This is a genomic window from Streptomyces sp. NPDC088400, from assembly GCF_044753355.1.
In the GTDB taxonomy this organism is placed as follows: domain Bacteria; phylum Actinomycetota; class Actinomycetes; order Streptomycetales; family Streptomycetaceae; genus Streptomyces.
In genome coordinates this window covers 323,679-336,120 of sequence record NZ_JBIVMZ010000006.1, presented here as the reverse complement: position 1 = coordinate 336,120, position 12,442 = coordinate 323,679, and the positions used below count along the sequence as shown (strand labels likewise).

Genomic DNA, 12,442 nt, shown 5'->3' with positions numbered 1-12,442 from the left:
AACGCGGCGGGCACTGAGAACGCGGCGGGCACTGAGAACGCGGCGGGCACTGAGAACGCGGCGGGCAAACTGAAATTCAGCGAGGCCACTGAGAGGCGCCGGGGCACAGCCGGAGCCGGCTCTCGAAGCGGTGCGGCTCGCCCGTCAGAGGATCGGTGAACTCCAGGATCTTCGCGAGGAGTTCCAGCGGCCGGGTGTAGTCGTCGGGCGCCTCGTCCAGGACGACGGGATAGACGGGGTCACCGACGAGCGGCAGCCCCAGGCTGTTCATATGCACCCGCAACTGATGGGTTCGGCCGGTGGCCGGCAGCAGCCGGTAGCGGCCGAACCCACCCCGGTGCTCCAGCAGTTCGATCCGGCTCTCACTGTTCGGCTCGCCCGGCACCTCCCGGGCGGCCAGCACACCGCGCTCCTTCTCGATCCGGCTGCGCACCGTGACGGGCAGCGTCACCGAGGGGTCGTACGGCGCCACCGCCTCGTACTCCTTGCGCACCCGCCGGTCCCGGAACAACGTCTGGTACGCCCCCCGGTCCCCGGCCCGTACGACGAAGAGCGCGAGCCCCGCCGTCAGCCGGTCGAGCCGGTGCGCGGGCTGCAGTTCGGTCAGCCCCAGATCCCGGCGCAGCCGCGCCAGCGCCGTCTCGGTGACATGTCGCCCGCGCGGTGTGGTGGCCAGGAAATGCGGCTTGTCCGCGACGACGATCCGCTCGTCCCGGTGGACGATCCCGACCTCGAAGGGCACCCGCGCCTCGGCGGCGAAGTCCCGGTGGAACCACACGTACCGCCCGGCCGTATACGGCTCGGCGCCCCCGACGACCCCGTCCACCCCGACGAACCGCCCCTCCCGGAGCATCGCGTCGACCCGCCCGGCCCCGATGGCCTCCCCGAAGCGCGCGATCAGATGATCCCGCACGGTCGGCCACACATGACCGGGATCCTCCGGCAGCCGCAGGCGCACCGGATCGATCCCGCCGCGCTGGGGGAGGGGCGGGGGCGGCGGGGTCCGGTGTCTGCGTGCCACGTGTCGCGTGTCTTTCGTCGCCCGCGGGGCGCCGGGGCCGCGGAGTAGCCGAACCCCTGTCGCCGCACGGTCGGTGGGGGTGCCAGGGCGGCGAGTGTACCGGGGTACGGCGCCGGGGCCGCACGATACGGAGCACACCCGATCGCCGTTTTGGTGCTGCGGGGAGCACACGAGGAGAATGACCGGCGATGACATCGACCTCGCCCACCGACCCCGTCAGGACCGTGTACGCCCCCTTCGCGTACCTCACCGCGCGCGACTGGGCCCTCTACCGCCAGGTGATGGGTGTGTTCCTGGCCGCGAAGGAACGGTTCGTGGTGCATCTGCGGCCCGAGGACGTGCACGCCGCACTGCCGCAGACCGGCCGGCCCGCCGATCCCGACACCGTCGTCAGCAAGCTCGACTCCCTGGTCAAGTGGGGCAACCTGCGGGCCGATCCGGACACGGCGCGCGTCACGGCGGTCGAGGACTTCTACCGCAAACGGTTCATCTACCAGCTCACGCAGGCCGGTGAAGCCACCGAGGAAGCCCTCACCTCGTACGACGACGCGCTCGGCAGGCGGGGCGCGCTCCAGGCGGTCGCGCTGCGCGACATCATCACGCAGCTGCGGGCGCTCCTGGTGCTGACGGCCGAGGAGAACCCCGACCCGGCGCGGAGCCATCTCGCGCTCGACCAGCTGACCAGCCGATTCGCGGCCCTCGCGGAGAACGCGCGCGCCTTCATGGGTTCGTTGCAGCGCACCATCGACCTGCACGGCGTCGAGGTCGAGGTGTTCCTCGCCTACAAGGACCGCCTCATCCAGTACCTGGAGCGGTTCATCCAGGACCTGATCACCCTCGGCGGCCGGATCGCCCAGCTGATCCTGGATCTTCAGGAACGCGTCGTACCGCTGTTGCGGCTGGCCGCCGCCCGGGAAGCCGCCGACGCGTCGCCGGACGAGTCGGCGCGGGCCGAGGAGGAGGCCTACCAGCGGTGGGCCGCGCGCTGGTCGGGCCTCGAATCCTGGTTTCTGTCGGCCGACGGCCGGGAGTCGCAGGCCAGACTGCTCCGAGGAAGGGCGCTCGGCGCGATCCCACAGCTCCTCGCCGTCGTACGGGCCCTCAACGAACGGCGCTCCGGGCGCTCGGACCGCTCCGCCGACTTCCGCACCCTCGCCCGCTGGTTCGCCGAGGCCCCGGACGACGAGGCACGGCACCGGCTGTGGCGTACCGCGTTCGGTCTCTACCCCTCCCGCCACCTCACGGTCGACGCCGATACGCTCGCCGCCCGCGCGGCCGGGCCCGTTCCCGCGAACACCGCGTGGGCCGAGGCCGAACCGCTGCGGATCAGCCCCCAGCTACGCCGCACCGGCAGTTACGAGCGGCGTGGCAAGACACGCCGGGTGGAGGACAGGTCCGCGGGCAGGCGACAGCTCGCCGAGTACGCCGCGAAGCAGGCGTCGGAGACGGCGGCGGCCCGCGCCCGGCTGGCGACCCGGGGCGATGTGCGGCTGTCGTCGCTCGGCGAACTCGACCCGCTCGCCTTCGGCCTGTTCCTCCAGCTGCTCGGGGACGCCCTGGCCACCTGGCGGCCCGGCATGAGGCACACCGTCGCCACCAGCAACGACGGCACGATGGAGATCCGGCTCACCGCGCTGCCGGGGACCGCGGTCGCCGAAGTCCGTACACCGGGCGGAGTCTTCCGCGGCCCTGACCACACGGTGCGCATCGTGGACCTGACGGAGGACCTGCCGCAGGACCTGACGGAGGAACCGCCGGCCGACCTGACGGAGGAACCGGGATGACCACGCCGCTGACCGAAGTACTGGAAGGGCAGCGCGCCGCCGAACTGCGGCAAGCCGCAAGAGCCCTGCTCAAGGAGCCGCTGCTGCTCGCCCACGGGGCGCACGCCGACGAGTTCCGGCTGGTGCGACAGCACGCCGCGGAGTTGCGCGACTGGTTCGACCGGAACACCGGCTGGTCCCTCCAGGCCGACACGGAGGCCGTCCGACTGCGCAAGACGCCCGGTAACCCGTCGGATGCCACCCACCCCGCACGCGAGGCGTCCCGCGCCGCCGCCCCCTTCACCCGGCGCCGCTACGTCCTGCTCTGTCTCGCTCTCGCGGCCCTGGAGCGAGGCGAGGCGCAGATCGCGCTCGGGCGGCTGGCCGAGCAGGTGGTGATGGACGCTTCCGACCCCCGACTGGTCGAGGCAGGAGTCGAGTTCACCCTGGAGCGCCGGGAGGAGCGTCTCGATCTCGCGGTGGTGGTCCGGCTGCTGCTGCGGCTCGGGGTGCTGCGCCGGGTCGCCGGCGACGAGGACGCGTACGTCAGCGGCGCGGGCGACGCGCTGTACGACGTGGAGCGCCGGGTGCTGGCCGGGCTGCTCGCCACCCGCCGGGGCCCCTCACTCGTGACGGCGGCGGCCTTCGAGGAGCGGATCACCGAACTGGCGGCCGAGACGGCGCTGGAGAGCGACGAACTGCGATTCCGGGCCATCAGACACCGGCTGACGCGTCGGCTGCTCGACGACCCGGTCCTCTACTACGACGAGCTGTCCGACGCCGAACTGGCCTATCTGACGCGGCAGCGCGCCTTCATCGTCGCCCGTATCGGTGAACTGACCGGACTGGTCGCGGAGGTACGCGCCGAAGGCATCGCCATGGTCGACCCGTTCGACGAACTCACCGACGTCCGCATGCCCGAGCAGGGCACGCACGGACACATCACCCTGCTGCTCGCCGAGCACTTGGCCGCGGCCGAGGGGCCGGTCGGCCCGGACGAGCTCCACGCGCGGGTACGCGAACTCGCCCGGGAACACGGCGGGTACTGGTCGAAGTCGGCCCGAGAGCCGGGCCTGGAACCGGAGTTGGCCGAGCGGGCGGTGGCGAAACTCGCCGCCCTCGGTCTGGTGACGCGTACCCCCGAGGGGGTCGTCCCGCGCCCGGCCCTTGCCCGCTACGCCGTGGGGGACACCGTCGCACTCGAAGCGGGGACGGTCACCACGAGTACGGCCGGCACGCGAGGCGCCAACGCGCCGGCGGCGACCACCCGAGCAGCCACCACCCGAAAGGCGAAGAAGAAGTGACCGCCCTCCCCGCCCCGGCGCGCGGCCGCTGGCAGCCGCTGCGCATCGGACTGATCGACCTCTTCCACTACGACGCCGAGGAGTTCTGGTTCCGCGACGGGCGGCTGCTGCTGCGTGGCAACAACGGCACCGGCAAGTCCAAGGTTCTCGCCCTCACCCTGCCCTTCCTCCTGGACGGCGATCTCTCGGCGCGCCGCGTCGAGCCCGACGGGGACCCGCACAAGCGGATGGAGTGGAATCTCCTGCTCGGCGGCGCGCATCCGCACTCCGAGCGGCTCGGCTACACCTGGGTCGAGTTCGGCCGCGTCGACGAGACCACGGGACAGCCTCATTTCCGTACCCTCGCCTGCGGACTGAAGGCGGTCGCGGGACGCGGTATCGCCCGGCACTGGTACGCCGTCACCGATCAGCGCGTCGGTACGGAACTGAACCTGCTCGACGCCACCGGCACCGCTCTGTCCCGGGACCGTCTCGCGGAGGCGGTCGCCGGGCGCGGCATCGTGTACGACCAGGCCAGGGCGTATCGCAGGGCCGTCGACGAGGCACTGTTCGGTCTGGGAGAGCAGCGCTACGCGGCGCTGGTGGACCTGCTGATCCAGCTGCGTCAGCCCCAGCTGTCGAAGCGGCCCAACGAGGCGGCCCTGTCGAAGGCGTTGACGGAGGCGCTGCCGCCGATGGACCAGGCGGTGATCGCGGATGTGGCGGAGGCGTTCCGGTCGCTGGACGAGGAGAAGGACGAGCTGCGGGCGGCCACCGAGGCCGAGCGGGCCGCCACCGCGTTCCTGGACCACTACCGGCGGTACGCACGGGTCGCCTCACGCCGCAGGGCGCGGCTGCCGCGCAGCGAACACGCGCGCTACGAAAACCTCCAGCGCGATCTGTCGGCGGCGCAGAACGAGCGGGCGGACGCCGAACGGGACCGGGACGTGGCCGCCGAGCGGATCGTGGAGCTGGAGGAGGCCGGCGCGCGGCTGGGTGCCGAGGACTCGGCACTGCGCGCGGGACCGGAGATGCGCAGCGCGCGCGAACTGGAGCAGGCGGCGGACGACGCCTCGCGCACCGAACAGGAGTTGACGCGCGCCGCGGCCGACCGGGAACAGTCCGCGCAGGCGCACACCAGGGCGGCGGGCCGCCTCGCCACCGCCGGGAACCGGCTGCGCGCCGCGGAGGAAGCGGTGGCCGAGACCGTCGAACGCGGTACGGCGGCGGCCCGCGCGGCCCGGCTGGACGGCGAACTGCGGACCGATGGCGCACCGGTGCCCGAACTCCGGCGCGCCGCCGAGGAATCGGCCGCCCGCAGGCGCCGGACCGTCGAGCACGTGGAGGAGCTCGCGGCCCACGCGGAACAGGCGGCGGCGGACCGGATCGCCGCCGCACGACGCCTCGACGAGGCGGAGGCGGACGTCGGCCACACCGACGAGCTCCGGGCCGAGGCCGACCGCGCGGCGTCCGACGCCGGCGCCCACCTCCTGGATCTCGTACGCGAACACCTCGGTTCCTGCGTGGAGTTGGCTCTCCCCGACCCGATCGGGCTGCTGGACCGGTTGCAGGACTGGGCCCCGAGGCTGTCCGGGCCCTACCCGGCGCGGGCCGAGGCCGGGGAGGCGCACCGCGCCCTGGCGGGGGCCCTGGCCGACCGGGCGGCCGCCGTGACACGGCGGCGGTCGGACCTGACCGAGCGCCGGGCGCGGACGCGAGGAGAGCTGGCGGCGCTCGAATCGGGCGGACAGCGCGGTCCCGAGGCCCCGCACACGCGCACGCCGGGCGTGCGGGACGGGGCTCCCGGCGCCCCCTTGTGGCGGGCCGTCGACTTCCACGAGCACCTGTCCGCCGCCGAACGGTGCGGTCTGGAGGCGGCGTTGGAGGCGTCAGGGCTGCTGGACGCCTGGGTACGGCCGGACGGTGCGGTGCTGGCCGCGGACAGCCACGACGTCCTGCTGGTGCCCGGCGGCCCGGTCGCCGGGGCATCGCTGGCCCGGGCGCTGCGCCCCTCGGTCGACCACGGGGACGCCGGGGCGGCGGCGCTCGACGAGGAAGCGGTGGGGCGGCTGCTGGACGCCATCGGCCTCGGCGCGCCGGAGCCCGCTGTCGCGGGTCATGCCGCCTGGCATGACGATGCCACGTGGGTGGCCCTGGACGGCCGGTTCCGTATCGGCGCGCTGGCCGGCAGCTGGGCCAAGCCCACGGCGGAATATGTCGGCGAGGGCGCCCGCGAGGAGGCCCGCAGGACACGGATCGCGGGCCTGCGCGCGGAACTTGCCTCCGTTGAAGCCGAGCTGGCGGAAACGGCGGCGCAGTACGACACTGTCTCGGCTCGCCGCGAGATGCTGGACGCCGAACTGGCCGCCGTACCGGACGACGCCACGCTGCGGCAGGCGCACGCGCTGGCCACCGCGGCCCACGACACGGCCCGGCGGGCCCGCGCCCGGCGCGACGAACGAGCATCGGAGCTGACCCGGGCGACCGGGGTGTCCGACGCGGCCACCACCGAACTGACCAGCACCGCCGCGGCCGTGGGGCTGCCCGCGGACCGTGCCGGACTCACCGCGGTACGCACGGGCCTGGCCGACTACCTGCTCGTCCTCGCCTCCCTCTGGCCCGCCGTGCGGGAACGCGCCGACGCGGTCCGGGCCGTGGCCGAGGAACGGGCGGAGGCCACGGCCGCCGCGGCCCGCGTCGAGGAGTTCGCCGTACGCGCCGAGGCGGCGGCGCACGCCGCTGCCGCCGCCGACGCCCGCCACACCACGCTGCGTTCCACGGTCGGAGCGGCCGTCGCGGAGCTGGAGCGGCGACTGGCCGCGACGGCGCGGGCGCTGCGCGCCTGCCGGGAGGAGCGCCGGCGGACCGACGGGGCGCACACCGAGGCGGACCGCGCGGCGAGCCGTGCCGAGGGCCGTATCGAACAGCTGGAGAAGGATGTCAGGGACGCGGCGGCGGCCCGCACGGAAGCGATCGCCGTCCTGCGGCGCTTCGCGGCGACGGGACTGCTCACGGTCGCGCTGCCGGAGGTGACCGTACCGCCTTTGGACGGTGACCCGTGGGCGGCGACCCCGGCCGTCGCCCTGGCCCGGCAGATCGAGTCCGAACTGGCCGCCGTGGACGACTCGGACGGCGCCTGGGAGCGCATTCAGCGCCACCTGAGCGAGGAGTACAAGAAGCTCCAGGACGCGCTGTCGCGGCACGGGCACACCGCGTCCGCCCGGATGGTCGAGGAAGGCATGGTCGTCGACATCGTCTACCAGGGACACGAGCGGGCCGTCCCGGAGCTTGCCGAGGCCCTCGCCGCCGAGGTGGGCGAGTTGCAGCGGATCCTGTCCGCGCACGAGCGGGAGATCCTGGAGACGCACCTGCTCACCGAGGTCGCGGGGACCCTCCAGGAGCTGATCGGTACCGCCGAGCGGCAGGTACGGGCGATGAACGCGGAACTGGAGGAGCGTCCCACTTCCACCGGCATGCGGCTGCGGCTGGTGTGGCGGGCGTCCCGCAAGGCGCCCGCCGGACTCGCGCAGGCGCGGGAGCGGCTGCGGCAGTCGTCGGACGCCTGGTCGCCCGACGACCGGTCGTCGGTCGGCGAGTTCCTCCAGGCGCAGATCGCGCGGCAGCAGAGCGACGACGGCACGGGAAGCCGGCTGGAGCATCTGACGGCCGCGCTCGACTACCGGTCCTGGCACGAGTTCGGTATCGAGCGCCACCAGCACGGCCACTGGGTCCCGGCGACCGGTCCGGCGTCCGGCGGCGAGCGGGTGCTCGCGGTGTCGGTCCCGCTCTTCGCGGCGGCGTCCTCGCACTACGCCACCGCCGCCAGCCCGCACGCCCCGCGCCTGGTCACCCTGGACGAGGCGTTCGCGGGGGTGGACGACGACTCGCGCGCGAAGTGCCTCGGTCTGCTGCACGCCTTCGACCTGGACGTGGTGATGACGAGCGAGCGCGAGTGGGCGTGCTATCCGCAGGTGCCCGGCATCGCGATCGCCCAGCTGTCCCGGATCGACGAGGTGGCGGCGGTCCTGGTCACCCGCTGGGAGTGGGACGGCGCGCACCGCACCCGGGGTGCGGAACCGGAGAGGGGCAGCGCCGTCCCGCCGGAAGCCGGAACCGGAACCGGAACTGGAACCGAAGCCGGAACCGCCGCCGTCGCGCCGGTGCTCCCGGCACAGGGCCGTGCCGCACAGGAGTCCCTGTCGGACAACACGGCCGAAGCGGGGCAGGAGTCCCTGTGGACGTGACCCCTGAGGCGTACGAGGACTCACAGGTGCACGAGGACCCAGGGGCGTACGAGGCCCCAGGGGCGTACGAGACTCCTGACGAGCGCGTGAGCCCCGAGGCACGCGAATCCCCGTCAGCGTACGAGAGCGGACATGCCACCGAGGAGATCGACCGCCCACGCCTGAAGCGACTGCTCGGCGGCCCGGAGATGGCCTGGCTGGTGGAGCGGGTAAGACGGCGGTTGGAACGCGAAGCCCCGCTCACCACCACCCTCACCCTCACCGACCCGAGCGAGGCCCAGCGGGCGGCGGCCGAACGACTGCTGGGCCGGGCCCCGGGCTCCGGCCGCTCGCTGACGGTGCGGCTCGGAGCGGTGGACGACATGCTGCGCCGCTCCGGAATCAGCCCCGACGGACTTCAGGCCGCCGTGCTCGCCCTGACGGGACCGGTGGTGCCCCTGCGCGAGATGCGTGACGGCCTGGCACACGCCTGGCGGGAGGCGTACACCCCGCTCGACGCCCTCCTCCCGCGCCATCCCCAACTCGCCGACTGGATCTCGCGGTTGCGTTCGGACGGTGTCGTACGCCGCCTCGCCCGCACCCCCGAAGCGGCCCACGCCCTCCTCACCCGGGCCGCGGCCGTACTCCACGCACTGCCCGCCGATCCGGCCGCTTCCCTCCCCGCCTTCGCCGCCCGTACGGCAGACGGCGCACACGCCCTGGACGACGGCACACCACTCGCCACCGTCGTCCTGTCGGGCGTCCGCGCGCTGACCGGCTTCCCGGACGGTACGGGAGCCCGGTGGCGACGCGGGGCGTGGGCATCGGCGGGCCTGCTCAAGGACGACCTCTCCTCGACCGTCCTCACCCTCAACCTCCGCGGAACCCCCGCCCTGGACTGGTCGGCGCAGACCGGCGAACCGGCAGTCCTCACACTCCGCCAGCTCACCCATCACCCTCCGGCCGCGACGGCCGCTCCCCTCGCCGTCCGGACCTGCGAGAACCCGGCCGTACTCTCCGCCGCGGCCGACGCCTACGGCCCCCGGGCCCCCGCACTGGTCTGCCTCCAGGGCCAGCCGTCGGCAGCCGCGCTCGTGCTGCTCGACCACTTGCACGCCCACGGCGCGACGCTGTTCCACCACGGCGACTTCGACTGGGGCGGCCTGCGTATCGCCGCCACACTGCTGCGCCACGTCCCCTGGCAGCCCTGGCGCTACACCGCCACCGACTACCGCGCGGCGGCCGCCCGCACCCCGCATGCCCCACGGCTGACGGGAATACCGGCCGATGCCCCCTGGGACTCCGCCCTTCCCGGGGCTCTCGCCGAACTGGGCGTGCGCGTCGAAGAGGAGTCGGTCCTGGACGACCTGCTGCGCGACCTGGCCGAGCCGGCGAGCCGGTTCCGTACCGGACTGCCCACGTGACGGGCATTCCTGTACGAGTCAGTGGTACGACGAGGGCCGGATTGGTTTGGGGTAGGGCATTTGGCTGCCGGGTGGCGGGCGCGGCGGTATGAGTCGGGTTCCGGTGCTGGTCACGCGCATGATGGTTCGGTGATCAGTGTCCTGTTCGCCATCCTGACCGCGATCAGCAACGCCTCCGGCGCGGTGTTCCAGCGCCGTGCCGCGGCCACCGTTCCCGACTCCAAGGCCATGCATCTCGCACTGATCCGGCAACTGCTGCGGCAGAGGGTGTGGCTGGCCGGGATCGGGCTGGTGATGGTGGCGGCGGTGTGTCAGGCGGTGGCGCTCGCCACCGGGCCGATCGCCGTGGTGCAGCCGATCTTCGTCATCGAGCTGCCCGCGACCCTGCTGATCGCCGGATATGTCTTCCGGGCCGCGCTGCCCCGCTCTATCTGGGTCGGCGTGGCGGCGGTGACCTGCGGACTCGCTCTGGGGATGGCCGCCGCCGCGCCCGGGGGCGGCAGCCAGAGCGTGCAGGGGCTCGCGTGGATCCCGGCGCTGATCCTCACCGGGGTCTTCGAGGCCATCGTGATCCTCTGGTCGCTGCGGCTGCGGGGCAACGCGCGAGCGGCGCTGTTCGGACTCGCGGCCGCCTGCGCCTACGCGCTGACCGCCGCGCTGATGAAGGACGCCGTGGCCCCCCTCGACCACGGCGGCGGCGCGGCGGCGCTCTTCTCCTCCTGGCAGCTCTACGCCACCGGTGTCGCCGGGGTGGGAGCGCTGTTCCTGCTGCAGAACGCCCTCCAGGCGGGCTCGTTGGCCGCCTCGCAGCCGATGCTCACCCTCGGCGACGCGCTGATCAGCATCACGTACGGCGTGACCCTGTTCGGCGAGAACGTACGGACCGGCTGGTGGCTGCTGCCCGAGCTCGCCGCCGTCGCCCTGATCACGGCGGGCTGCGTGGACCTGGCCCGCTCCCCGCTGGCCGGGGGGAAACCGCCGCCGCCCCGACGCGTCCGCTGACCGCGGTCAGCGGACGCCCGGCACAACGAAGAAGCCGGTCGAAGCGACTTCGCGTCGCATCGGCCGGCCTCATGGGGTCGATCTGCTGATGTGTCCGAGGGGGGACTTGAACCCCCACGCCCGATAAAGGGCACTAGCACCTCAAGCTAGCGCGTCTGCCATTCCGCCACCCGGACCAGGTGTCTGTCGTGTGGCCCTTGGCCGTTCCGACGTGGAAAACCATAGCAAACATTCGCCGGTGCCCGATCACACCCCGTTCCGTATGACAGGCGTATGACATGCCGTACGGGAGACGGGCCCGGCCTTGGGGTGCGAGGACGGGTCGCGGGAGTATGTGGAGGACCACCCAGCAAGGAACACCAGCAACGACCGTGGGAGTGAGCACTGTGAGCGAACCGAACGCGGGCAGGGCCGTCTCGGGTCAGGACGAGGTCGTCGACCTCTGCCGTGACCTGATCCGGATCGACACCAGCAACTACGGCGACCACTCGGGCCCCGGGGAGCGGGCCGCCGCCGAGTACGTCGCGGAGAAGCTCGCGGAGGTGGGGCTCGAACCGAAGATCTTCGAGTCCCACAAGGGCCGCGCCTCCACCGTCGCCCGGATCGAGGGCGAGGATCCCTCCAGGCCCGCTCTGCTCATCCACGGCCACACCGATGTCGTCCCGGCCAATGCCGACGACTGGCAGCACCACCCGTTCTCGGGCGAGATCGCCGACGGCTGTGTCTGGGGCCGCGGCGCGGTCGACATGAAGGACATGGACGCGATGACCCTCGCGGTCGTACGCGACCGGATGCGCAGCGGGCGCAAGCCCCCGCGCGACATCGTGCTGGCCTTCCTGGCCGACGAGGAGGCGGGCGGCACCTACGGCGCGCGGTATCTCGTCGACAACCACCCCGGCCTCTTCGAGGGCGTCACGGAGGCGATCAGCGAGGTCGGCGGCTTCTCCTTCACCGTCAACGAGAACCTGCGGCTGTATCTGGTCGAGACGGCGCAGAAGGGCATGCACTGGATGCGCCTGACCGTCGACGGCACCGCCGGGCACGGCTCGATGACCAACAACGACAACGCCATCACCGAGCTGTGCGAGGCGGTGGGACGGCTCGGCCGTCACCAGTGGCCGGTGCGGGTGACCAAGACCGTACGGTCCTTCCTGGACGAGCTGTCCGACGCGCTGGGCACCCCGCTGGACCCGGAGGACATGGAGGCCACGCTCGCCAAGCTCGGCGGCATCGCGAAGATGATCGGCGCCACCCTGCGCAACTCCGCCGCCCCCACCATGCTCGGCGCCGGCTACAAGGTGAATGTGATCCCCGGTCAGGCCACCGCCCATGTCGACGGCCGCTTCCTGCCCGGACACGAGGAGGAGTTCCTGGCCGACCTCGACCGGATCCTCGGCCCGCGGGTCAGGCGCGAGGACGTGCACGGCGACAAGGCCCTGGAGACCAGCTTCGACGGGAAGCTGGTGGACGCCATGCAGACCGCGCTCTCGGCGGAGGACCCGATCGCGCGGGCCGTTCCGTACATGCTGTCGGGCGGCACGGACGCCAAGTCGTTCGACGACCTCGGGATCCGCGGCTTCGGGTTCGCGCCGCTGAAGCTGCCGCCGGAGCTGGACTTCGCCGGGATGTTCCACGGCGTGGACGAGCGGGTGCCGGTGGACGGCCTGAAGTTCGGTGTACGTGTGCTGGACCGGCTCATCGACCACAGCTGACCGGCGACCACGGC

At 73.0% G+C, this 12,442-nt stretch carries 7 protein-coding genes and 1 tRNA gene; 6 read left to right on the top strand and 2 right to left on the bottom strand.

Annotated elements, in window-relative coordinates; all coding sequences use genetic code 11:
- Positions 1-76 precede the first annotated feature (76 nt).
- Complete coding sequence (locus ACIQD6_RS17955; protein ID WP_401883567.1) at positions 77-1,021, bottom strand: pseudouridine synthase; 945 nt, start codon at positions 1,019-1,021, stop codon at positions 77-79.
- Between the two features lie 188 nt (positions 1,022-1,209).
- On the opposite strand from ACIQD6_RS17955, the gene ACIQD6_RS17950 reads away from it, so the two are divergent.
- The 5 genes from ACIQD6_RS17950 (at position 1,210) to ACIQD6_RS17930 (ending at position 10,716) form a co-directional block, all read left to right on the top strand.
- Positions 1,210-2,805: a TIGR02677 family protein gene (locus tag ACIQD6_RS17950; protein WP_401883566.1), complete on the top strand. Its 1,596-nt coding sequence runs from the start codon at positions 1,210-1,212 to the stop codon at positions 2,803-2,805.
- Complete coding sequence (locus ACIQD6_RS17945) at positions 2,802-4,088, top strand: TIGR02678 family protein (protein ID WP_401883564.1); 1,287 nt, start codon at positions 2,802-2,804, stop codon at positions 4,086-4,088. The genes ACIQD6_RS17950 and ACIQD6_RS17945 overlap by 4 nt, the downstream gene beginning before the upstream one ends.
- Positions 4,085-8,311 (top strand): TIGR02680 family protein, encoded by a 4,227-nt coding sequence (locus tag ACIQD6_RS17940; protein WP_401883562.1) that lies wholly within the window; start codon positions 4,085-4,087, stop codon positions 8,309-8,311. Before ACIQD6_RS17945 ends, ACIQD6_RS17940 begins: the two co-directional genes overlap by 4 nt.
- Complete coding sequence (locus tag ACIQD6_RS17935) at positions 8,302-9,714, top strand: TIGR02679 family protein (protein WP_401883560.1); 1,413 nt, start codon at positions 8,302-8,304, stop codon at positions 9,712-9,714. The genes ACIQD6_RS17940 and ACIQD6_RS17935 overlap by 10 nt, the downstream gene beginning before the upstream one ends.
- 129 nt (positions 9,715-9,843) lie before the next feature.
- Positions 9,844-10,716, top strand: a complete 873-nt coding sequence (locus ACIQD6_RS17930) for a DMT family transporter (protein ID WP_401883558.1) — start codon at positions 9,844-9,846, stop codon at positions 10,714-10,716.
- 91 nt (positions 10,717-10,807) lie between these two features.
- Here the strand turns inward: ACIQD6_RS17930 and ACIQD6_RS17925 are convergent.
- Positions 10,808-10,892 (bottom strand) — tRNA-Leu (locus tag ACIQD6_RS17925).
- A 210-nt stretch (positions 10,893-11,102) separates the two neighbouring features.
- On the opposite strand from ACIQD6_RS17925, the gene ACIQD6_RS17920 reads away from it, so the two are divergent.
- Positions 11,103-12,428 (top strand): M20/M25/M40 family metallo-hydrolase, encoded by a 1,326-nt coding sequence (locus ACIQD6_RS17920; protein WP_401883557.1) that lies wholly within the window; start codon positions 11,103-11,105, stop codon positions 12,426-12,428.
- Positions 12,429-12,442 lie beyond the last annotated feature (14 nt).

Bases quoted from the DNA above. Each gene is read 5' to 3' on its own strand.
- ACIQD6_RS17950 (WP_401883566.1), top strand. From the start codon at position 1,210: ATGACATCGACCTCGCCCACCGACCCCGTCAGGACCGTGTACGCCCCC.
- ACIQD6_RS17945 (WP_401883564.1), top strand. From the start codon at position 2,802: ATGACCACGCCGCTGACCGAAGTACTGGAAGGGCAGCGCGCCGCCGAA.